The 21,721-nt window shown below is 64.9% G+C and carries 25 protein-coding genes; 2 read left to right on the top strand and 23 right to left on the bottom strand.

What is annotated here, in order from left to right; genetic code table 11:
- Positions 1-20: 20 nt before the first annotated feature.
- From LQK83_RS06610 to LQK83_RS06575, 8 genes are all read right to left on the bottom strand, one after another.
- Positions 21-3,842, bottom strand: coding sequence for a baseplate multidomain protein megatron (locus LQK83_RS06610; protein ID WP_230836575.1), 3,822 nt, complete (start codon positions 3,840-3,842; stop codon positions 21-23).
- A gap of 11 nt (positions 3,843-3,853) precedes the next feature.
- Positions 3,854-4,267: a DUF6950 family protein gene (locus LQK83_RS06605; protein WP_230836574.1), complete on the bottom strand. Its 414-nt coding sequence runs from the start codon at positions 4,265-4,267 to the stop codon at positions 3,854-3,856.
- 361 nt (positions 4,268-4,628) lie between these two features.
- Positions 4,629-5,507, bottom strand: a complete 879-nt coding sequence (locus tag LQK83_RS06600; protein ID WP_230836573.1) for a DUF2163 domain-containing protein — start codon at positions 5,505-5,507, stop codon at positions 4,629-4,631.
- On the bottom strand, positions 5,504-6,142 hold the full coding sequence (locus LQK83_RS06595) for a DUF2460 domain-containing protein (RefSeq protein ID WP_230836572.1): 639 nt from the start codon (positions 6,140-6,142) through the stop codon (positions 5,504-5,506). Before LQK83_RS06595 ends, LQK83_RS06600 begins: the two co-directional genes overlap by 4 nt.
- Positions 6,143-6,460: 318 nt before the next feature.
- Positions 6,461-7,069, bottom strand: a complete 609-nt coding sequence (locus tag LQK83_RS06590; protein ID WP_442966716.1) for a phage tail tape measure protein — start codon at positions 7,067-7,069, stop codon at positions 6,461-6,463.
- Positions 7,066-7,284: a rcc01693 family protein gene (locus LQK83_RS06585; protein ID WP_230836571.1), complete on the bottom strand. Its 219-nt coding sequence runs from the start codon at positions 7,282-7,284 to the stop codon at positions 7,066-7,068. Before LQK83_RS06585 ends, LQK83_RS06590 begins: the two co-directional genes overlap by 4 nt.
- Entirely contained in the window at positions 7,281-7,697 is a 417-nt protein-coding gene (locus LQK83_RS06580) for a gene transfer agent family protein (protein WP_230836570.1), read from the bottom strand. Before LQK83_RS06580 ends, LQK83_RS06585 begins: the two co-directional genes overlap by 4 nt.
- The gene (locus LQK83_RS06575; RefSeq protein WP_230836569.1) at positions 7,697-8,110 is read right to left on the bottom strand and encodes a phage major tail protein, TP901-1 family; all 414 of its coding nucleotides are present in this window, start codon (positions 8,108-8,110) and stop codon (positions 7,697-7,699) included. The genes LQK83_RS06580 and LQK83_RS06575 overlap by 1 nt, the downstream gene beginning before the upstream one ends.
- A 114-nt stretch (positions 8,111-8,224) precedes the next feature.
- On the opposite strand from LQK83_RS06575, the gene LQK83_RS06570 reads away from it, so the two are divergent.
- A complete protein-coding gene (locus LQK83_RS06570) occupies positions 8,225-9,472 on the top strand; it encodes an MFS transporter (RefSeq protein WP_230836568.1) in 1,248 nt (415 codons plus the stop codon).
- Here the strand turns inward: LQK83_RS06570 and LQK83_RS06565 are convergent.
- From LQK83_RS06565 to LQK83_RS06525, 9 genes are all read right to left on the bottom strand, one after another.
- The gene (locus LQK83_RS06565) at positions 9,469-9,882 is read right to left on the bottom strand and encodes a DUF3168 domain-containing protein (RefSeq protein ID WP_230836567.1); all 414 of its coding nucleotides are present in this window, start codon (positions 9,880-9,882) and stop codon (positions 9,469-9,471) included. The genes LQK83_RS06570 and LQK83_RS06565 overlap by 4 nt on opposite strands.
- Positions 9,879-10,214 (bottom strand): phage head closure protein, encoded by a 336-nt coding sequence (locus LQK83_RS06560; RefSeq protein WP_230836566.1) that lies wholly within the window; start codon positions 10,212-10,214, stop codon positions 9,879-9,881. Before LQK83_RS06560 ends, LQK83_RS06565 begins: the two co-directional genes overlap by 4 nt.
- Before the next feature lie 3 nt (positions 10,215-10,217).
- Positions 10,218-10,787: a head-tail connector protein gene (locus tag LQK83_RS06555; protein WP_230836565.1), complete on the bottom strand. Its 570-nt coding sequence runs from the start codon at positions 10,785-10,787 to the stop codon at positions 10,218-10,220.
- 251 nt (positions 10,788-11,038) lie between these two features.
- Positions 11,039-12,298, bottom strand: a complete 1,260-nt coding sequence (locus LQK83_RS06550; RefSeq protein WP_442966715.1) for a phage major capsid protein — start codon at positions 12,296-12,298, stop codon at positions 11,039-11,041.
- A gap of 89 nt (positions 12,299-12,387) precedes the next feature.
- Complete coding sequence (locus LQK83_RS06545; protein ID WP_230836563.1) at positions 12,388-12,723, bottom strand: helix-turn-helix domain-containing protein; 336 nt, start codon at positions 12,721-12,723, stop codon at positions 12,388-12,390.
- Positions 12,707-13,087, bottom strand: coding sequence for a type II toxin-antitoxin system RelE/ParE family toxin (locus LQK83_RS06540; RefSeq protein WP_230836562.1), 381 nt, complete (start codon positions 13,085-13,087; stop codon positions 12,707-12,709). Before LQK83_RS06540 ends, LQK83_RS06545 begins: the two co-directional genes overlap by 17 nt.
- Positions 13,088-13,140: 53 nt before the next feature.
- Entirely contained in the window at positions 13,141-13,674 is a 534-nt protein-coding gene (locus LQK83_RS06535) for an HK97 family phage prohead protease (protein WP_230836561.1), read from the bottom strand.
- Positions 13,675-13,755: 81 nt separating this feature from the next.
- On the bottom strand, positions 13,756-13,986 hold the full coding sequence (locus LQK83_RS06530) for a type II toxin-antitoxin system HicB family antitoxin (RefSeq protein WP_230836560.1): 231 nt from the start codon (positions 13,984-13,986) through the stop codon (positions 13,756-13,758).
- A 306-nt stretch (positions 13,987-14,292) separates the two neighbouring features.
- Positions 14,293-14,601 carry a DUF6107 family protein gene (locus LQK83_RS06525; protein WP_230836559.1) on the bottom strand — a complete coding sequence of 103 codons (309 nt, stop codon included), beginning with the start codon at positions 14,599-14,601 and terminating at the stop codon, positions 14,293-14,295.
- Positions 14,602-14,937: 336 nt separating this feature from the next.
- Between LQK83_RS06525 and LQK83_RS06520 the strand changes: the two genes are divergently transcribed.
- Positions 14,938-15,930, top strand: a complete 993-nt coding sequence (locus LQK83_RS06520) for an isopenicillin N synthase family dioxygenase (RefSeq protein WP_230836558.1) — start codon at positions 14,938-14,940, stop codon at positions 15,928-15,930.
- A 42-nt stretch (positions 15,931-15,972) separates the two neighbouring features.
- Here LQK83_RS06520 and LQK83_RS06515 read toward each other — a convergent pair whose 3' ends face one another.
- The 6 genes from LQK83_RS06515 to LQK83_RS06490 form a co-directional block, all read right to left on the bottom strand.
- Positions 15,973-16,554 carry a hypothetical protein gene (locus LQK83_RS06515; RefSeq protein WP_230836557.1) on the bottom strand — a complete coding sequence of 194 codons (582 nt, stop codon included), beginning with the start codon at positions 16,552-16,554 and terminating at the stop codon, positions 15,973-15,975.
- A complete protein-coding gene (locus LQK83_RS06510; RefSeq protein WP_230836556.1) occupies positions 16,551-16,886 on the bottom strand; it encodes a hypothetical protein in 336 nt (111 codons plus the stop codon). The genes LQK83_RS06515 and LQK83_RS06510 overlap by 4 nt, the downstream gene beginning before the upstream one ends.
- Positions 16,887-17,125: 239 nt before the next feature.
- Entirely contained in the window at positions 17,126-18,271 is a 1,146-nt protein-coding gene (locus tag LQK83_RS06505; protein ID WP_230836555.1) for a phage portal protein, read from the bottom strand.
- A 336-nt stretch (positions 18,272-18,607) separates the two neighbouring features.
- The gene (locus LQK83_RS06500; RefSeq protein ID WP_230836554.1) at positions 18,608-19,273 is read right to left on the bottom strand and encodes a hypothetical protein; all 666 of its coding nucleotides are present in this window, start codon (positions 19,271-19,273) and stop codon (positions 18,608-18,610) included.
- Positions 19,274-19,483: 210 nt separating this feature from the next.
- The gene (locus LQK83_RS06495) at positions 19,484-20,785 is read right to left on the bottom strand and encodes a DNA-packaging protein (RefSeq protein ID WP_230836553.1); all 1,302 of its coding nucleotides are present in this window, start codon (positions 20,783-20,785) and stop codon (positions 19,484-19,486) included.
- A gap of 358 nt (positions 20,786-21,143) precedes the next feature.
- Positions 21,144-21,704 (bottom strand): hypothetical protein, encoded by a 561-nt coding sequence (locus LQK83_RS06490; protein ID WP_230836552.1) that lies wholly within the window; start codon positions 21,702-21,704, stop codon positions 21,144-21,146.
- Between the last annotated feature and the right edge of the window lie 17 nt (positions 21,705-21,721).

Here is a 21,721-nt window from a genome sequence, read left to right as displayed (position 1 = left end):
ACTTGAGGGGGTTGCAACACTCAAAGCGAAATCGTCGCCTCGGCGGGAAGGCCGGAGGCGACAGTCCAGCCGATCTGGCGGACGCGGGTGCGCAGGACAGAAGGCGGCGCACCGAAGTCGGCCAGCACATCGGCCGCGGCATAGGTAAAGGATGGCGCAGTCACCTCGGCATGCCGGACCACTCCACCGCCCGCATTGATGATCTCGACCAGATATCGCTCCTGCGGCTCGTCAAGCGGGATGTCGTAGGCGTCCCAGTTGTCGCCATCGATGCGGCCGGCTCGGATCCATGACAGGCGGATATCGCCGGACGCCTGCCGCGCGGCGGCCAGATGAACCGGGGCAAGCGGCGTCGCCGCCCGCCGCCCGCCGGCAAAGGCGAAGGGCCCAACGGTCGACACGCCCGCCTCCGCCCGCCAGTTGAGTGAGAGCCCCGCCTCCCCGGGATCGAGCCCCAGCGAAACCACGGCCTCGTTGAGAAGGACCACCTCTGCACCGGCCGCGCCCCCCGCCGCCATGGCATCCGCCGTGCCGAGTTGACCGCGCAGGAGGCCGGTCAACCGCCAGCGGGCCGCCGCCACCTCCTCAGCCGCCTCGAAGCTGACGATCTCGAAAACGCCGTTGACGGCGCGCACAGCCAGCCGGTTGGCGCCGGCCAGAAGCTCGGCCTCCGTCACCGACCCGAAGCTGCCGAAGGCGAGCGTGACATCCAGCGCGTCGGCGCGGTCGATCCGGCCGGAGAAGCCAGGCGCAAGCGGGCTTGCAAGCCGCCCCATCGTGGCAGGCCGCGCAACGACCGCCCGCGGGCGATAGCCTTCCGTTCCGGTCGCGGCAGAGAGCGTCACCGTTCGCCAGGGCCGCGCCAGCACGACGGCGCAGGCATAGGCTTCCGGCGGTTTCGAGCCGAGGCAGGGCAAATCGAGGAAGACGACATCCGGTGCAAAGGCTTGCGCCGCGCCACCACCGGACCCAGCACGGGTCACACTCGACTGATAGGCATGCGCGCCAACCGGTGGCGTATATTCGACGGCCTCGATCGCCCGCGCGGCGCCATCCTCGATGCGCGCGACGCGAAAACGGCCGGCAAGATCGGGCAGCGTGACGGCATCGCCGGGCTCGATGTCCATGAGATACGGCGCGACTCCAAGCTTCACCGAACGGCGGGCCAGTCGCTGATCCCGCAGGATCTCTTCTGCCGCAGCGGCCGCCGTCGCTTCCGACAACACACCGGCAATCGCGCCGGCGGCCATGCGGTCATTGCCGGCCGACATGCGGCGCGAGCGGGCGACGGCATTTTCGTAATCCCCCGCCTCGTCATAGTGGTCAAGCGTGGCTTGGGCAGCGACATCGCTTTCCTGCGCCCGCGTTTCGCTCCAGAGCGGTTTGCCCTCGATGTCGGCCAGCACGTCGAGCTCGCGCGGCGGGCTGGAGACCTTGGCGCGCGAAGAGAAGACCAGTTTGCCGCCGCTCTCGCGGCAATCGATCTGGAAGGCGGCCATCAGCGGTTCGATCATCGTGCGCGCCGAGGCGACATCGCCCTGCACATAGCCGGTGAGATCGCCGGAGAGTGCCGACACATCGAACTCGGCAAAGCCGTTATCGGTGAGGATCTCCGCGATGACATCGGCCAGCGTCCCCGCGCCCAGCCGGCCGTTGAGCCAATGCCCGGTCTGCCAGTTGCCGCCATCGGCAAACAGTGCGGTGTCGTAAGGAAAAGCCGGAATCGGCCGCGCATCCCAGGTCCAGATGGTCATGTCGCGCGAGGACAACATGCCCGATGGCGCGGCCCCGCTATTCCAGTGCTGGTAATGCGCCTCAAGAAAACGCCGCTGCATGGCGTCGCTGCGCTGGCCGGAAGAAAAATGCGGCAGAGCGCTTTCGGCCGATTTCGGATCGGGAAAGACATTCGGCTGGTTCGCGCCACGCTCTACCGCCGGGCAGCCGAGCTCGGTGAACCAGACCGGCTTCATCCCGGGCAGCCAGGCGGTCGGACTGGACAGTTCCGTCCCGCCCCGCCGCTCGTAGTGCCGGTTCGCCCACCAGCTGCCAATGTCCTTGGCGCGGAAGACCCACGGCTTGCCAGCCGCGCCATCCGTGATGGCTGATCGGCTGCGGCTTTGCCGCGCGGCGTCGCTGGCATAATACCAGTCGAAATATTCGCCTCCGGTGATGGCGCGCGCCATGGCGTCGCGATCGTCGGCCGTTGTTGCGCCATCAGGACTGGCCGCGAGCAGATCGTCGTCGCGCCAGTCGGCCAGCGGCCAATAATTGTCGATGCCGACCGCGTCGATAGCCGGGCTCGCCCAGAGCGGATCGAGATTGAAGAAGACGTCGCCCGAACCATCGTCCGGGCGCAGTCCGGAATATTCGCTCCAGTCGGCAGCATAGGTGAGCTTGACGCCACCACCCAAAATCCCGCGCACATCGGCAGCGAGCGCGGTCAACACCTCGACGAAGGGAAACGCCCCGGCCTGATCGCGCAGTCGTGTCAGCCCGCGCATTTCCGAGCCAATGATGAAGGAGTGAACTCCGCCGGCGAGTGCCGCCAGATGTGCATAATGCAGGATCATGCGGCGATAGCCCTCGCCCGATCCCGTATAGCTGACCACGCCGCCGCCGACCGCAAAGTCGCTCACGGCAGCCGTACCACAGAAGGCGTCGATCGCGGCACGCGTCCCGGCGCTCCTGTCCGTCATGGCCGTGATGCGCCCGCGCCACGGATAGGCTGCCTGCCGGTTCCCTCCATAGGGGTCGGGCAGCGCATTGTCGGCCGGAATGTCCATCATCATGAGCGGATAGAGCGTCACGCCGAGCCCGCGCGCCTTGAGATCGGCAATCGCCGCGAGCACGGCGGCATCGTTCGGCGTGCCGCCATAGGCCGGGCCGCCATTCACCTGTGACACGACATGCGCCACGCCGCGCGACACACCGGAGACCTGCCACGGCTGGCTTTCATCCGCGCGGCTCGCCACCTCGACGCCCGGCACGACGCGGCACTCACCGGCGCGCAGATCGGTGCCGAACCAGGAGACGACCAGCGACACACGCTTGAGGTTCGGGCAGAGCGCCTGCAACTCATCGAGCGAGGCCTGCCAGTCGGTCGCGGCATAGCCGACATTGCGGTTGAGGATGCGGGAGGCACCCGGCCCCGTCGTCTCAGTCACCTGCGTGGGCGCATAGCCATGTTCGGTCGCGCCGGGAATGATCGTCACCGCCTCGATCTGCTTCTCCAGCGCCCCGATGGCGCGCACCAGCTCGAACTGGAGTACCGGAATGCGATTGCCGAAATCATCGAGCGCCAGACGCTCGAAGACGACATAGGCCGTGTTGCGATAGGCGGGCGCTTGGCCCGCGCCCTGCTTCGCCTCGATCAACGGATCGGGCATCTGGTCCGCCGTCCCGCGATAGAGCCGCATCTCGACGCCCGAGAGGTCAAGCGGCTGGCCATCCGCCCAGACACGGCGGATCGCCGTCACCTCGCCCTCGCAAAGCCCCATGGCGAAATTGGCGAAATATCTGTAGCTCGTCGCGGTGGCGCCACCGCCGAAAGCCTTGCCGCCCGAGCGCTCGCTTGTCACCTCTTCCTCGAAGCGCGTTGCCCAGAAGAGCGTGCCGCCGATGCGCGCGGTGCCGTAGAGCCGCGTCACCGGCGTACCCTCGTCCGCGCCCGGGATGCGGGCCGTCGCCAGCCGTGCGCCGGTGACGGTCGAGCCGCCTCCGATCAGAGCGCGGTCGATGGAGGCCCCGGCCAGCGTGCCGACCGCCTGCCCGATGGCAGACCCAACGGGACCGAAGACGGAACCGAGCGCCGCGCCTGCCGCCTGCAACAGCAATGTCGCCATGATGATGAGCCTCAGATGTCAGGAAAACGATGGACGGCGGCGATGCGCCGCGCCCAGGAGGGAACGAGCGGCGACGAGACGACGCCCGCCTGCTCATAAGCGTGAATGAAACGACCATCGCCGGCCAGAATGCCGAGATGCTTGGCCGCAGCCTCGGGCCGGAAGCGGAACAGCAGCACATCGCCCGGCCGCATGTCGCCGCGCGGGATCGGCGGCCCGAAATGCCTCAGCGCCGCCTCTGCCAGCCGCTCCGTGCCGGAGCGTTCGGCCCAATCGTGCGCATAAGGTCCAGGCTCTTCCGGCTCCTCGCCATACAGCTCGCGCCAGATGCCGCGAACGAGCCCGAGACAATCGCAGCCGACGCCCTTTTTCGAGGCCTGATGCCGATAGGGCGTGCCGATCCAGCCGGCGGCAATGTTAAGCATATGCGCCGAAGTTTCCATCCGGTTCATTTCCCGTTCAGGCAGATTAGTGTAAAAAAATCATTAACGGTGAAGAAGAGAGGGAACCTAACGACTTCATCGCGATTACAGAGAGTATCTTGTCTGTATTTGGGGATCGCACATGTCGTTGCAGACGCTCATCATCGTCAGCCTGGTCTTTGCCGGCTTCTTCCTGATTTCCGCGCCCGAACGCGCCTCGCTTCTCAATATGCTCGGCTTCCGCCAGAAGGCAGGACGCTGAGCCATAACCTGCGATTGCCAACATTTGGCTGAAGCCAAGATGTTGACGTCGCTTCCTCTCCCGCAGGGGACGAGGACATCCTCGAGCGCAGAGGACGTCACCTCACGCCACCAGCACCGACCCGTCATGTGTCGTCGCGCCGCTCACATAGCTGTAGGCGAAATCCGAGCCCGGCATGTGCGGGAAGCCCTGAAAATTGAGTGCATTGCCGAACTTGGCCCTGCAGGTCGAAAAGGCCTTGTCACAGCCGGCGACGATCTCGAATGTGTCGCCCGGCATCGCGCTTTCGGGCAGCGGCAGCCAGAAGCTGAGGCGCGCCGGATCGCCGGCCTGATGCCCGCCGATATCCACTGCACGGCCGGCAAGCGTCCCGCTTGTGAAGGTCAGGACGCCGAAGGCGAACCAGCCGCTCGCGAAGCCCGAAATGCCTGACACGCTCACCTGCAAGGTATCGGCCGCAACAATCTCCCCCATCGCCTTGAACGCCGCCAGACTGACGCCGCAGCGCCCATCGCCCAGCCGTGCATCGCAGCGCCGGCCATAGACGCGTCCCGTCGGCTGGTCGAGCCGGGCCGCCAGTCCGCGCAGCTCCGCCCGGAAACTGTTGTCGGTCCGCGTCACCTCTCCGATCTCGCGCACATGTTCGAGCAGGAATTGCGCCGGATCGGCCCAATTGACCAGCAGAACCTCGACCCGCGCGCCGTCGTAACGCCCACGCTCGAGATCGCTGTCCGCAATCGCCTCCGACGAAAACGCTCCGGCCACCTCGCCATTCGGCGCAGCCAACCCCAGCGCCGTTTCCGCTTCGCTGGCCGAAAAGCCGCTGGCGGCGAGAAAGCGTGTGTGGTCCACCGTCAGATCGGCATCATGTTCGGTAAAACCCAGCACGGTTCCGTCGCGCCGCGTGACGCGCCAGCAGCGGCAGAGCGTTGTCGCGCCGGTGTCGATATGCGCCCTCAGCGCGGGCTGCAGCACTCTCATGGCAAAACCTCGATCAGCGGAATGGCGGGAATGCGCCCCGCATTGAAGGCGGAGAGATCGATATCGATGCGGCTCACCGCGAAGCGCACCGGCACGTCGAACTCGAAGCCCGCCTGCACGATGGCCCCGGCGGGTGGAATGAAGCCGCTGGCGAAGGTCACGCGCCCGGTCGTCGCATCGACCGCAAACCGCCCCGCCGCCTGCTCCACACCATTGACCGCCACACGCACCGAGCCCGCCACCGGCTTGGCAATCACGCGCGTAACCGACGCCCCGGCGTCGGCATAGGCTTTCACGAGCTGAAAGCCCGCCGTCACTCCGTCGCCCGCCCCGATCACCTGATCCGTCGGTGTCACCGTCTGCCCCGGTGGACAGGACTGATGATCCACCGGATCGCGAAAGCGAAACCCGTAAAGCTCGCCCGACCGCGCCTCGAAGAAGGCCAGCACCGCATAAAGATCGGCCACCGAGCGAATGCCCGAGCCCGCATCGTAACTCCGCCTGGACGAACGCCACCGCGCATTGCGCGCCTCGCGCCCATTGGAAAGATTGACGATATCCGTCATCCGCTCCGGCCCGCCACTGACGCCAAGCGCCAGCCGCAAGGGGAAACGGACCTCATGGAAGGAGGTCATGATGTGTCCTTTTCTCCTCTCCCCCTGTGGGAGAGGATAGCTCGCCCCAAGAGCCGGAGGCGATTGGCTTGGCGAGCTTGGTGAGGGGGTTACGATGCGGAACCGAGAGGAACGACACGGGGGCCATACAAGGCTCCGTCATACCGGGCTTGACCCGGTATCCAGCGCGCGATGTCCATCGCGCAAGGACTCATCTTTCGACGGGGAAGTTAGAGAAGATTCCTCTCAGCCCGCAGACGCGGGCTGGCTGGATCCCGGCTCAAGGCCGGGATGACGGAGGAGAATTGGCGCCCACAATAGAGGGGAGAGGAGCCACCCTCACACCCCGCGCCTCCCCCGCGCCGTCGCGCGCGTCAGCATGGCCGACACCTGTGCTTCGGATTTGCGGAAGCTGCCGGCGTCGGGGGTGGAGACGTTGAAGACGATGGTCTGGCTCGCCGCTCCGCCGGCACCGGCGGCGACGCCGAGGCGACCGTCGGGGCCGCGTTTGAGGGGGAGGATGGCTTCGGAGCCCGCCTCGCCCATCAGGCCGAACCCGTCGCCCATCGGGAAGTAGGTGGGTGCGGAAACGATGCCGCCGGCGGCGAAGGGCTGGATGGCACCGGGAACGCCGCCCTTGGCGAAGCCGAGCAGGCTGGAGAGACCGCCGGAGAGGCTGCCCGTGAGACTGGAGGTCAGGCTGCCGGCCGCACTGTTGACGAGATTTTCCAGCGGCCTCATGCCGGCGGAGAGCGCGATATCGGTGATGCGGTTGCCGAGGCTTTTGAGCACATCTTCGAGGCTCTTGCCATCGACGCTCGCCGACTTCAGCGCCGAAGAAAGCGCCGCGCCAAAGGATTTCGAGCGCGCCTCGAGCTGCGTCATCGCCTGATCGAGGGCGGTCGTGTCGAGGCTGCCTTGAGCATTGGGGAGGGTCGGATCGGTCATGTGTCATGCTCCTTCAGGTCCGGATAGCGCGCCATCAGGTCTTTCAGCGGCAGATCAAAGCGCGGGCCGAGCCCGCCGGTGACGGCGTGGAACTCGATGGGCGTCAGCGCCCAGAAATCGCGGGGGGAAAGCCGCAGCAGGAAGAGGCCGGCATGGATCGCCTCGCGCCAGGGAAACGCGCGGGGCTGCGCCACCTGTTCCGCTGCGGCGCTCAAGGGTGTGGCGTGTTGCTCTCGCTCAGAGCCTGCCCAACCGCTTGCGATGCCGCCAGCGAGGAAGGTGGCCCCAGGTCTCCACCTTGCGGCCCGAAGGCCGAGAGCAGGAGTTCCGCCACGATCCGCGCGGCACCCGCCAATCCGCCCTCGATCTCCATCTCGCCGACATCCTCATCCGACAGCAGATTGCCACCGCCGCGAAGCCCTGCGCCGATGATGCGGATCATGTCGGCGGCCTTCAGCCGGCCGGTCGAGAAGCGGGCGGCGAGATCGTTCAGGCTCTCCGCGCCGAAAGCCGTTTCCAGCTCGGCAAGACCGCCCAGCGTCAGACAGAGCACGCGCCGCTCGCCGCCGATCATCGCCTCGATCTCGCCGCGCCGGCGGTTGGCGCGGCCCTTGCCGAAGCGCTCCATCACAGTGCTCCGAAGGTCAGCTGGCCGGCCGATTCCAGCGAGAGGTCGAACAGAACCTCGCCATTATACTGGCCGGAATATTCCAGCGCCGCGATCTGGAACGGCCCCGTCACCGTGCCGAAATCCGGAATGACAACCTGCCAGTTGAGGATCGCGCCGGAGAAGAAGGCGCTGCGCACCAGCTCGTCCGAGGCCTGATCCTTGAAGAGGCCGGAGCCGGACAGCGAGGCGCGGTTGACGCCCGCGCCCGCCAGAAGCTCGCGCCAGCGCCCGGCGCTTTCCGCATCCGTCACGTCGACCTGGCTCGCATTGAAGGCAAGCTTGCGGGAACGCAGACCCGCCACGGTGACATAGGCGGAGCCCGTCGTGTTGAAGACTTTCAGAAGCAGATCGCGGCCCTTTTGCGCGGTCATGGCAGTTTCCTTTCGCGATTTCCCGTGCTATATGTTCATATTATGTTCACGTTGAGCGGCCAGTGTGCTCTCGTCATCTCGATCCCGTCTCGTATCCATTCCGCAGGCCGTCTCTTGTCCGTTTCCCCCGTCTCCGCCCCGCATCGCCCTGCACCGTTCTCGAAAGTGCACCTCATCGCGGCGCTCTCCATCTCGCAGCTCATCGGCTGGGGAACGACATTCGACATGCCCTCCGTGCTCGGGCGGGCGATGGAGCGGGATCTTGGCCTTCCCTTCGAGACCATCTTCGGCGGGCTGACAGCGATGATGATCGTCATGGCGCTGGCAAGCCCGCGCGCCGGGCGGTTTCTCGTGACGCTTGGCGCGGCGCGCGTCATGGCGCTGGGGTCGGTTCTGATGGCATCTGGGCTGACGGTTTTGTCGCTGTCGCAAGGGCCGGTCAGCTATTTCGCCGCCTGGCTGATCATCGGACTTGGCGGCACCTGCGCGCTGTCGGTCTCGGCCAATACCGCGGTCGTCGAACGCGAGGGCGCGGCCGCCAAGCGGACGATCGGTACGCTGATGATTTTCACCGGTCTCTCCTCGGCGCTGTTCTGGCCGATCTTGAGCTTTGCCGAAAGCGCCATCGGTTGGCGCGCCACCTTGCAGATGGCCGCTGTGGCCCACATTGTCCTGCTCGTGCCGCTTCACATGTTCGGCCTGCCCGCACGCGGCGACGCGGCTGCTCTGACGGCCTCCGCTGAAGCTGCTTCAAAGCCGCTGCCGAATCTCAATGCACGCGACCGGCTGCGAGCGTTTCTCCTGATTGCCTCGGCCTCCAGCCTCAACAGCCTGACCTCGTTCGGCGTTTCGGCCTCGCTGATCGAATTGCTGAAGCTTGCCGGCGCCACCCCCGGCCTTGCACTGACGCTCGCGTCGTTGCGCGGCGTCATCGGCATTTCGGCGCGTCTCGCCGACCTGGTCGCCGGAGACCGCACCTCGCCCGTCGCCTCAGGCCTTGCCGCCAGCGCCGCCATGTTCTGCTCCTTCCTGCTGCTCGCCGCCTTCCCGGCCTCGCCCTTCGCCGTGCCGCTGATCTTCGTGCTGCTCTACGGCGCGGGATCGGGTGTCGCGGCGGTCGCCCGCGCGCTACTGCCGCTCTCCTTCTTCACGCGGGAGGACTTTGCGACGATGTCGAGCAATGTGGCGCTACCGCAAAACATCGCCTCGGCCCTCTCGCCCGTCATCTTCGCGGCCATGATGGAGAATTTCGGCCTGTCCGGTGTGATCGCGCTCGCGCTGACGCTCACCTTCCTCACCTGCCTAAGCATGGCGGGGCTGATGCTTTTGAGGGCGCGGGCAGACCTGTCGGCTACCGCCTAGCCTGTTCCAACCGTCACCGCCCGAAAGACCATCTCCGCCACATGCGCATCCGTCTTCGCTTCCCGCCGCGTCCGGGTCTTCACATGCAGAAGACTGACCAGCGTCACACCGCCGGAGAGCGTCAATGGCGCATTGTCGAGGCTCCCCCGGATCAGGCCGGCGATCGCCTGCGCCTCCCGATGACCAGCGAGCGATGACCAGGCGTCGAGCGATATCTGATGTTCCAGCCCGCCGTCATTGTCAGCGCCCCACTCGGTAGACGTGATGTCGCGCAGGACGATGTAGGGCATGGCCGCCCTGGTGAGCAGGCGGTCGTGGATGGCGTTCGCGCCGATGATGGCGGTCAGCGCTGCATTGGCGTTGAGTGCGGCGACGATGGCGACAGAAAGGGCGGATTGCAGATCGGTCATAGCGCGCCCTCCTCGCAGAGACAGACCAGATAGCGGCCGGTCTCGTCCGGGTCACGGACAGCGCGGATGGTGAAGACGCGCGCCCCTTTTCGGAAACGCATCCCCTCAGCCACATCTTGGCGGGCGCGGATCCAGATGCGGTGCGTCAATTGCCCGCGCATCTGCCCTGCCGTCTCGGTGAAGGTGAAGCTCGTCGGCTCGATGCGGGCCCAGAGGGAAGCGGCGACCGTCCAGGCGAGCGCCGCGCCGCCCTGCCCGTCGGGCGTTGGCGTGGCCGCTTCGAGGTCGAGACGGGCGGTGAACTGGCCGGGGTCGAGAAAGGTCATGTTCATGGCTCAGAGCCTCACCGGCCGATAGGGCGAAACCAGCCGGTCATAGCCGGCGGGAATGGCGGCGGGCTGCATTTCGGAGGGGATCGCGCCGCGTAGCTCGTACATCAGCGCCACATGCATCAGCATGGCCCGCTTCAGCGTATCCGGCACGTCGGCGCCGGTATTGCCGAAGCCGGCCGTAACGTCGATTTCGATGCCGTTGAGCGGCCGGCTCGTCGGCGGCTGCGCGGGCAGGAAGAGACGCGCGGGGCTTGCGGCGGAATCCAGCACATGACCAGTCAACGCCACAGCCAACGGATTGCCGGCCGCGTCGTAAACCGTCACGCTTTCAAGGCTTTGCAGCGGCGCGATGGCAAGTTGAATCAAGCCATCCGCCGGCCAGTCGTCGCGGTAGAAGCGAAGTCGCTGGGTGATCAGGGCAAGACCGGTGGTCGCTTCCAGATATTGCCGGGCGGCGACGGCGAGGCTGGCGAGAAGCGCATCTTCCGCGCTGCCGTCGAGGCGCAAATGCGTTTTCACCTCCGCAAGCGTCAGCGGCTCGGCAGCGGGTGGCGTGATGATGGCGTGGGTCATGGGGCCTCGAATATTTCTTGAACTTCGGGGTTCAATGCGTGGCCGCCCCCTCTCTTGCGATTTCTGATGTTTAGCCTGCGGCTAAGCCATCGAAATCGCTTTCTCCCCCACCAGGGTGGAGATTGGAGCGAGAGGGAACGGCATCATCCCCATCTCCCCCTTGGTGGGGGAGAAAGCAAAATCACGGTCTTAGGCGAAGCCTAAGTCGTAGATTTTGCAAGAGAGGGGGGGCGGGGCGGTTAGGCGCTACATCACGCCGTGCCGAACTTGACCAGCTTGATCGCCTCGAAGTTCTGCACCCCCCCGCCGACGCGCTTGGTCGTGTAGAACAGCACGTAGGGCTTGGCGGAATAGGGATCGCGCAGCACGCGGACGCCGAGGCGATCGACGACGAGATAGCCGGCACGGAAGTCGCCGATGGCGATGGAGAAACTGTCCGCGCCGATATTCGGCATGTCTTCCGCCTCCACCACCGGATAGCCCATGAGGCTGGCCGGCTGGCCGGGGCCGGTCGGCGGCAGCCAGAGATAGTTGCCGTTGGCGTCCTTGAAGCGGCGGATCTGGTTCTGCGTCTTGCGGTTCATCACGATCGAGGCATTCTGGCGATAGCCGGCCTTCAGCGCGTAAATCGTATCGATCAGCACATCCGATGCGCCGGAGGCGGCGAAACCGCCCGAGACGCCGGTCGTCACATAGCCGAGCTTGCCCCAGCTCCAGCTGGCGTCCGCCGCCTTCGGCGCGGTGAGAAAGCCCGACGGCTGCGTGACGCCATCGCCGTTGACGAAGGCCGCCCCCTCCTGCTCGGCAAAGGCAATTTCGATCTCGGAGGACATCCAGGCTTCGATATCGACCGCGCTGTCATCCAGCAGCGCCTGCGTGGCCGCCGGCATGGCGTAAAGCTCCATCACCGGAAACGCGAGTTCGGCGAGCTGGGCGCTCGACGTCTGCGGGCGCGCCGCCGTTTCGCCGGCCCAGCCGGTCGCCATGCCGGAGGTCGCGAAGGGCTTCTTCAGCACGGCGGTCGAGACCTGCCGCACGGTCGCCAGCGCGCGGATCGGCGAGACGACCGAGAGACGGCGGCCGATTTCGGCATCGAGTTCCGGCGTCACCGTGTAGCCGCCATCCGCGCCTGAGCCAATCGACATCGCCTTGGCCTCGATCTGGCGCAGGTTCGTCTCGTCGCCGCGGCGGATATAGGCCTCAAAAGCCGTCTTGTGCTCCAGCGCGTCGGCCGCCGAGGCGCCCGGCCGGCCAAGCGGCGGACGCGCCCCCTTCAGCGCCAGGCGATCGAGAAGCTTCTTCTGCTCGTCCATCGCCTTGTCGATGCGGCCGAGCTTTTCGATGGTGAGCGCATCCGCGACCTGCTTCTTTTCCATTTCGGCCAGCCGCCGGTCATTCGTCTCCTTGAAGGCCTCGAAGCCTTCCATGAAGGTATCGAAAGCCGCATTCACATCATCCGGCGCCGCCTTGATTTCCGGCGCGGTGGTCATGGTTTCTTGGGTCATGTGCATTTCCTTTTTGAGGCAACAAAAAAGGGGCCGCGAAGCGACCCCTCAGGCGAAACCGGCGCGTGGATGGCGGGCCGGGGATGGTGGATTGGTCAGGTGATGGCGTCGATCCCGCGCCGGCGAATGAGGTTCAGAAGAACCAGCGCCGGCCCTTTGGGCTTTTTCGCTCCGCGCTCCAGTTGCGAGACATAGCCGGTCGTCAGGTTCAGATGACGGGCAAAGACGGCCTGGCTCATATTGGCCTTCTCGCGTAGCGCCCGGATATCCTCGCCCGAAAGCGCGATCAGATCGGAGGGTGCATCCTGAACCGCATGCCGCAACGTGATCTTGCGATGCTCGTCAGGGGTCAGCAGTCCCAGTTCCGCCATATCGTCCGCGGTTTCGAGAAGGGCTTGCGCCAGCCCGCTGTTCTTATGTCCGTTTTCCATCGTCCATTTCCTCAAGTTGGCCGGTGCGCGCCGCAGCCTCCAGGTCAGCATCACCGGCGCGCAGCCACGCCCGCGCCAGTTCCCGCAAAGTCTGCAATTCATCCGGCCCGACATTCTCGCGCTCGTTCTTGGCAAAGGCGTAGAGAAAGACAGCGCGATCCCCGCTTTTGAAGGCCAGCATCGTGCGAAAACCGCCCGAACGCCCTTGCCCACTCCGCGCCACCCGCATCTTGATCAAACCGCCACCGAGATCGGCATCGACAAGACCGCGTTCGGCACGCTCAACAGCCTCGGCAAGGCTTGCACCACTCACGCGTTCACGGCGAACGAAACGTGCCGTCCAGCGGGTGAGAAAGATGCGCAAGCCGAACCCCTATCGCTCCATAAACTATAGTTTATAGTGCTATATTTCGAATTTCAACCCCGCATCACCCCCGCCGCATGCCTGAGCTTTGCGGCCAGCAGCGCCCCGCCGCTCATCTCCTTCACCTCGCTAACGCGGGCAGATGGAAGCATCGGAAACGTGACGACGGAGATTTCCCAGAGGTCGGCTTCGAGGATGTGGCGGATGCCCGTCTTGGCGTCGCGCCTGGCCCGCACCGTGCGGAAGCCGATGGAGAGACCGTCGAGCGCGCGGGCCTTCATCAGCCGACGCACCTCGTCGGCCTTGGCGACGCCCGGTGCAAACTGACCCTCGACATAGAGCCCGCGCGCATCCTCCTTCAGCGTGACCCAGCGGCCGAGCGGGCTTGCCGGATCGTGCTGGAAGAGCATGCGGATGCCGGCAATGCCGCGTTCGGACAGCGAACGCGAAAACGCCCCGCGCTCGATCACATCCTTGCCGAGATCCGGCTCACCGAACAGGCTCGCATAGCCGGAGAAGCGCCCTTCGGCGGTCACGCCCTTGAGTTCGAGGGACAGGAATTTGTGCTCGCAATCGGCGGTCAGCATGGGTGGGGTTTCCTCGTGGATGGGGCAATGAAAAACCCGGCACGAAGGCCGGGTTGGGATAGGGTATCATTGAGGCATTGATCAGCCGGAGGCGCGCCGTTCGTGAGCAATGGTCGGAGAAGGCACGGCCCGCCCATGATCAATCGCAGCCTCGATCCAGCAATCGATCGCATCCTGAACATTGGCCAAGGCCTCTTCAGGCGTTTCGCCATCGCTCATGCATCCAGGCAGATCGGGAACCGTCGCGACAAAACCACCGCCCTCGTCTTCCGACAGCGGCGAAAGCAGAACTGCGTATTCCAGCGCTTTCATGTCTCGGTCCTCACGGCGTCGATGAATTCTACCGACCTACGAATATATACAGGTTTGATCGGCCGCTTGAAAGGGATCGTCAAAATCTCGGCTTGCGATGCGTGCGTGACCTTGCAGTGGGACCCGCCGCCGCGCGGTGTCGCAAAGGTCACTCCATACTCTCGGCAAAGCGCCTCCACATCGGAGATGCGCCAGTCGGCTCTAGTATTGGCTCGCATTCTCTCCAACCGAGACCCCAACGAAGACCTCCGACAACCGCCCGTTCGTGCCATGATTGCAGACATTCAATCCACCATCAATAGCCCCTCACCGCCCCCACCGCTCCGCGACCCTCCTCAGCGCCCCCAGCGCCCACCAGGCGGTGAGGCTGACGGCGGCGGAGCCGGAGAGGACGGTTTCGGGCGCGGAGAGCGTGGCTGCGAGGCCGAACTTTTCGGCGCCGATGAGGCCCGCGGCCGGGCCGAAGACGAGGCCGGCGACGAGGCCGGTGGCAAGCCTTGTCGCCGCCTCGCGCCTGCCATGCGGCAGCATGTAGATGAGCGAAATGGCCACGCCCGCCACGGAGCCCGCAATGCGCGCCGCCATCATCTGGCCGTCGCCCGCGATATAAGTCATCGTTAAATCCTCGCTGATAGACTGCGGACCGATCAACCCCGCGCGAACGCCTGGCGTCCCGCGCCGGCGAAGCCTTGACGTTGAGGCTTGCCGTTGAGTCAGGCGTCCGCAATTTCGTGAATCCTTTGAATCGCCTACGCCGTTTTCTTGCGGCGGCAATTCGGCGTCCATGCCATCTGGCGCACAATCCGATTCCGCAGGATGCAACAAGTCCTTGAAGATGCGGGATAAACGCGCCCTGAAAGGCGAGTTCTCCCGGTGCATCACAGCTTTGGCGCTCTGGACAGCGCATCCAAAAGGCGAAACATTCGGCTCGTCCTTCAGGAGCCGAAACCCATGTCCACCGCTGCCCAATCCGATTTCGCCGTTTTCAATCTCGCCGCCTTCGAGGCAGCCACCGGCGCGAACCGCGCGAGCCTTGCGCGCGAACTCGACCGCATCTGTCGCGAAACGGGGTTTCTCGCGATCTCCGGCCACGGCATCGCGCCGGAAGTCATTGCCAATCTCAGCGCCAAGGCCCGCGCCTTCTTCGATCTTGCGCCGGAGGTGAAGCATCGCGCGGCCCCGCCTTACGCAGGCTATCCGTATGGCTATCTCGGCCCCGGCGTGGAAGCGCTGGCGAAATCGCGCGGCGTCGATTCCCCGCCGGACCTGAAGGAGAGCTTCAATGCCGGGCCTTTGACCACACCGCCGGGCATGACGGACAAGGACGCTCTCTCCTTCTGCTTTGCCGACAATATCTGGCCGGAGGGGCCGGAGGGTTTCCGCCCCGCCTGGGAGGCCTATTTCACCGCGATGGCGGATCTGGCGAAGCGCATTATGCGCGCCTTTGCCGAGGCGCTGGAGCTTGAGACGCATTTCTTCGACCCGTTCCTCAAGAACCCGATCAGCGCCATGCGGGCGCTGAACTATCCTGAGCTCGACCGCGCGCCGCCGGAAGGGCAGCTCCGCGCCGGCGCGCATACCGATTATGGCAGCCTGACGATCCTGCTTCCCGATGCCGGCTCACGCGGGCTGGAAATCATGACGCCGGAGGGCACCTGGCGCGAGATCCCGCCGGTCGACGGCGCCTTCGTCATCAATATCGGCGACCTGATGGCGCGCTGGACCAACGACCGCTGGGTCTCCACCCTCCACCGCGTCGTCAACGTGCCCCCCGAACAAGGCGGCCTCAACCGCCGCCAGTCCATCGCCTTCTTCCACCAGCCGGACTGGCACGCGGAGATTTCGACGCTGCCGTCGTGTGTCGGCGCGGGGGACGCGGGGAAGTACGAGCCGGTGCTGTCGGGGCCGTATCTGATGGGGAAGTTTCGGAAGACGGTGATGTGAAGGGGATGGCGGGCGGCGACCTGCCGCCCTACTCGATTGACTTCAATACGCCAAAGCCGTGCCATCACCGCCGTTTTTGCCGTTTTTCTCCGACTTCAGCATGGCGCCGACTTTTGCGACCCTATCAAATACGGATTCAGGAGCCATCGCGCCTTCGCCAGCATTTTCTAATATATCTACTTGATCGGCATACATGACAGGAAGAAAAAGTGTAAACGCCATCAACGCCTTGTGAATATCTGCGGCAAGTTCAGGGTGCGACAGATGGAGACGATCGATAGCCCTCGATAATTCGTTCGGCTGCGCAGGCTTTCTCGACTTTCTTGCGGTTGTTTTTAGATAAAACTCGGAGAAACTACGCCCAAGTTCAGGATCGGATACTGCATTCAGCATGGTCAGCAAAACTTCGCGCACAGCGGGCGGGGTCGCCCCGTTCTGCAAAACCCGCTCCGCCGAAATCATTGCCGATTCCATTTCAACCGTCGCGTGCTGGAAAAAACTCGCTCGCACTTGCTGTTCTCTAATCTTCACTGCGCCAAACGCCGCGGCGAACAAAGTGAAAGCAAGCACCAATACGATTGTGCCAGAATTCGCTGCGATATAATCAAAAGCCGAAACCATCATTTGCGTCCCTGCTTGACACGCTCGCTCATTGCCTTGAGCTTTTTTTGCTCGTCTGGAGTTGCGGAGTCAAGAATGAGTTTTTTGGCCCTTGCTGGTGGCAAACTTTTGAAAAGCTCTTCTCGTTCCTTAGCCTGCAATTTGCTGAGCGCATATCGGTAAATTACATACGAGATAATCAAAAATCCCGCCATTTCAACGGCGACGATCAACTCCACACGCGCGGCTACAAGAACCGTAATCATGACAACGATCACGATGAAGACAAAAGTGTCCTTGTCAAACTTCGAGGCGTACTTGAAGGCCCCGTCAAATGATTTTGGACTTAATGCCATATAGCCTCAAATTTTTGCGCGAATTATTCGTTATCTTGCGCGCTGAAAGTGCAACACGGTCGTCAAAATTGCAAGCCGAAAGCATGCAACTTTCGAGGCGACTTCCGCAAAATAAGTTGAAGCGATTTCAGCGACAGTGGGAATGGTTTTTTTCTCTAGGTCAATGACCCAAACGAGATATTCTTCGAAGCTACCCGGATTCTTATGCCCATCTTAAGTCGCTGTTTATCCAACATCACTCACCCCTCCCACCCCACCGCCTCCCGCTTCTCCGCATCGCTCAGGAACCCCGCAGCGCCCACCCGCGCCCACAATTCCCCGCGCTCGGCCGAAAGCCCCGCGACCTGGTCGAGATCGAACCCCAGCTTCACGCCCGGATAGACACCGGCCAACCACCCCGTCATCGCCTCCGCCGTGCGGAAGATCAGCGGCAGCACGGTGAGGCGCCAGAAGGCGCGATTGGCTTCGGCGTAATTGGCATAGGTGTTGTCGCCAGGGATGGCGATCAGCATGGGCGGCACGCCGAAGGCGAGTGCGATGTCGCGGGCGGCGCCGTTCTTCGCCTCGGCGAAATCCATTTCGCGGGGGCTGAGGCCCATGGATTTCCAGTCGAGCCCGCCTTCCAGCAGCATGGGGCGGCCGGCGCGCGCCGGGCCGGAATAGCCCTCCGCCAGTTCGGCTTTCAGCCGCTCATACTGGCTGGCGGAAAGATTGCCGCCCTCCTTCGGCTGATAGACCAGCGCGCCGGAAGGCCGGGCAGAATTGTCGAGCAGCGCCTTGTTCCAGCTGGCGGAAGCATTGGAGAGGTCGAGCGCCTTGGCGGCGGCCTCCAGCGGCGCGAAGCCCATGTGGTCGTCTAGCGGATGGAAGAGCCTGAGGTGCAACAACCCCGGCTCGGCCTCGACGGAAAAGCGCCGCACGCTCGACCCAACGCGATATTCATAGGCGCTCGGCCAGCCATCCGCGCCTTCGATCACGCGGATGCGGTCGGGCCGCAGGAGATGCAGCTCGCGCAAGTCGCCGCCCACCTCCACCGGCTCGACGAAGGCATTGCCCGAGAGCAGCAGATGGCCATACAGCGCCTCCATGAACTCCGCCCCGCCCTGACGCGGATTGGGGCGGGCGAGCAGGCCTTTGAGCGCATGGTCTTCCGCCTCCGCCCCGGCGTCCGTCACGAGCCACGGCACGGAGGCCGCCGCTTCGGCAATCATGCGAACGGCGCGATAGGCCACCGGATTGCGCATGAAGCCCTCGCGCGCGAGGCTCTGATAGGAGCGCTGCGACCAGTGTGCGGGACCGGAGGTGGCGAGCGCGAAGAGGGTAGAGAGGCCGGTGGATTTGGTCTCGGAAGGGGTGGTGCTAGGGGTGAGGAAGGGAATGCGCATTCAGGGGTCCTTTCGATCGTAAGGGATTTCAAAAGCGCCTCACCCTCCGTCATCCCGGCCTTGAGCCGGGATCCAGCCGCGCGATGTCCATCGCGCGAGATGACTCTATCTTTTAAACGAGTCTTCTCAGCCCGCGGACGCGGGCTGGCTGGATGCCGGATCAAGTCCGGCATGACGGCGTGGAGGAGAGGCGGGAAGACCCCTGTAACGTCCATGTCTCAGGCGTCGTGGCCAGGCCGAGGCTATTTGCGAATGAACGGGTTCGGTGTCTGAAAGAGGCCCAAGCCACATCCGTCTCCCCCCTTGTGGGGCAGATGGCGGCAGCCAGAGGGGGTATTATTCTGCCGCGCCGCGAAGGTGGTTAGTCAACGCCCCCAACCCCTCCCAGAACACCCGCCCATAGCCCGCCACCAGGTCCGCCCTGTCGGTGCCGTTGATAATGGCGCGGGCCTTCACCCAGTCTTCGCGGCCAGGGCGGAAATAGTCGGAAAGCCTGGCGCCGGAAAAGGCGCCGCTGACCATGCCGTTGATGAGGATACGGGTGGCAATGATCGGATCGAGCGCCTTGTCGGGTGCGCCCTCGATGCCGAAGCAGCGATAGTTGCGCCGGCCGGTGATCTGCACCAGCCCGCGTCCGCGAAACCGCCAGCCATCGCCGCCGGCCTCGTCGCCATTGCCCATGCGGTTCGCATAAACCCGGTTGGCGATCTTCTCCGGCTGGCGCGCGTAAACCTTCGCCTCGTCGGCGGAAAAGCGGTTCGGGAAGGTGGCGAGCAAGCCTCGCGACGAATAGTTCAAATTCTCCGTCATCGGCTGCATCCGTCCGCCGGTCTCGTGCCAGGCGGTCGCCAGGATATAGGCCTGATAACGCAGGTCGAAGAGATCGCGCCGGGCGGCAAAGGCGTCGAGCAGGCGGGTGAGGCCGTCGATCTGGGCGGGTGAAAGCGTGCCCTGTCCGAGGCTGGCGCGGACATGGGTGAAGAAGCCGGTGCGGTCGGTCATGGGGGTCCTGAAAGAAAGATGGGTTCCTCCTCTCCCCTTGTGGGAGAGGATAGCCTGCCCCAAGAGGCGAAGCCGATTGGCCAGGCAGGCTTGGTGAGGGGTGAACTGCGACTGTGCCGGAATGCGGGACCCCTCACCTGGAAAATCTAGCACTTAGCTAAAGCTAAGATGCTGATTTCCCTTCCTCTCCCACAAGGGGAGAGGGTAGGATCACACCCCCCTGACCCGCGGCTCGCCCTGCCCTTCCAGCATCAGCACCGTCAGCGCCCAGACGAGCGCATCCAGCCGGTCCGGCGAGCGGCCGGAGGAGAGGCCGTCGGGGCCGAAGTCGCACATCTGGTCTTCCAGCGCGGAAAACCGGCCGGCGTGCGTCACGCGGCCCTGTTCGTAAAGCGCGGCCACCGGTTCGGCGCGGGCGACCTTGCCGCGGGCGGCGCGGACGGTGGTGATGGGCAGGTTCTCGTCGATGCCGCGCAGCGTCGAGACGACCATGTCGCCGCCCTGGTTGATTTCGGCAACAACCCTGTCTGCCTCGAAGCGGCGATAGGCGCGCGCGACGGCAAGCGCCCAGCCGGCGGGCGTTGCAGCCTCCACCGAGGCATCCGCCAGCACCACCGCCCTGCCCTTGCCGTCGATGCCAGCGACCACGATGCCGCAGCAGCTGGTCGCGCCATGGCCGACGGGCGGATCGACGCCGAGGACGATGCGGTTGAGCGGGCCGATCTCGGCAAGAGAGGCCACCGGGATCGCATCGCGCCGCCAGAAGGCATCTTCGCGATCCTCGATCAATTCGCCGTCCAGTTCCTGCCGGCCAAGCCGCGTGCCGCCATAGCGCGCCTCGAGTGCGGCGATGAAGCCCGGCGCGAGATTGCCGGCATTGGCGAGCGTGGCAATCCGCGTCAGCACCGTGCCGGGGTCGGCCATCAGCCTTTTCAGGAGCGGCAGCGGGCGCGGGGTGGTCGTGACCAGCTGGCGCGGATCGTCGCCGAGGCGCAAGCCGAATTGCAGCATGTCGAAGGTTTCCTCGGCATGTTTCCACTTGGCGAGCTCATCGCACCAGGCGGCATGGAATTGCGGGCCGCGCAGGCTTTCCGGATCTTCCGACGAGAAGAGATAGGCGGTCGAGCCATTGGGCCAGACGAGGCGCCGGCGCGAGATTTCGAAGACCGGTCGTTCGCGCGCGGCAATCCGCATGATACCCGACTGCCCGTCGATCATGACCTCGCGGGCGTCGGCAAAGGTTTCGGCCACGAGCGCAATGCGGAGACCCGCGCCGCGCCGCGCCAGCCCATGCACCCATTCCGCCCCCGCCCGCGTCTTGCCCGAGCCGCGCCCGCCCATCAGCAGCCATGTGCGCCAGTCGGCAGCCGGCGGCTGCTGTTCGGGGCGGGCAAGGATGCGCCAGTCGCGGGAGGCGGCCAGGAGTTCGGCATCGGTGAGGAGATGCGGACCGATGCGCCAGCGGGCGGTGGCGGTGGCGGTTGGGGCGCCCCCCTCTGGCCTGCCGGCCATCTCCCCCTCAAGGGGGGAGAGTGAACCGGGGCGGCTTGCCTGCCCGATCGATGAGCTGGCGATCGTTGCGCTGCTAGCTTCAACTGGTTCTGCAAGGTCATCGGCATCCGCAAATTCAAGAGAAGGCCGAGCGGGCGCGTCTTGCCATTCTCCCCCCTTGAGGGGGAGATGCCCGGCAGGGCAGAGAGGGCGATTTGCGGCCACTGTGCGTGGAGCGGTGGCAGCGCCTGATTGGGACATCTCCGCCGCTAGCGCCTCAGTCTTCGAAATGCTCACCGTTCGTTTCAAGGCGATCCTTTCGATCCTGTCCTCCATCTGCGCCAGCAGCCGCAGAAGCCGCTTGAGCCGCCGCGCCGCCTTATCCGGGCGCGTCGTCAGGCGGTCGCTCTTCGCCGATGGCGGACTCCCGGACGGCAAGGTCGCGGGCGAGTTGCCCGGCCCGATCGGCGATATGGCGGTTGAGGTTTTGGCAAAGCCGATCGAGCGTTTCATCGTCGACATGCCGCGCCCGGTCCGCCTCGCCCGCATCATCGATCTTCCTCTGCAATTCGTCGGTCTTGTCGAGCGTGCGCACGATCAGCGAAATCGCATCCGTCGCCGCCTTGAGGTCGGCGCGGGCGAGCTTCTGGTCACCCTCCGGATCGTCCAGCAAGTTTGCAGCCTCGCGGCGCAGGCGCTGGAAGAGGCGCAGTTGTTCCTTCAGCTCCTCCGTCGCCTCGTTGAGAAGCGAGCGCAGGTCGGCGCCAGCAGCCAGTGCTTCCGCCGACTTGACTTCCAGCGTAAGCTCGCGGGCAAGATCCTGCGCCGCATGCAAGCTACGCCGGTCGGCCATCTTCCGAGCCGACGGGGGCGCGGTGCCGCAATAGCCGCCCTCGCCCCAGGCGCCGTAAAGGCCGGGGTCAATCTCTTCGAATGTCATGAGGATCTCCAGCCGTA

This window comes from Rhizobium sp. C1 (genome assembly GCF_021026335.1).
Lineage (GTDB): Bacteria > Pseudomonadota > Alphaproteobacteria > Rhizobiales > Rhizobiaceae > Ensifer_A.
The sequence above is the reverse complement of the archived record's forward strand: the minus strand, read 5'-3'. Positions and strand labels throughout refer to the sequence as shown.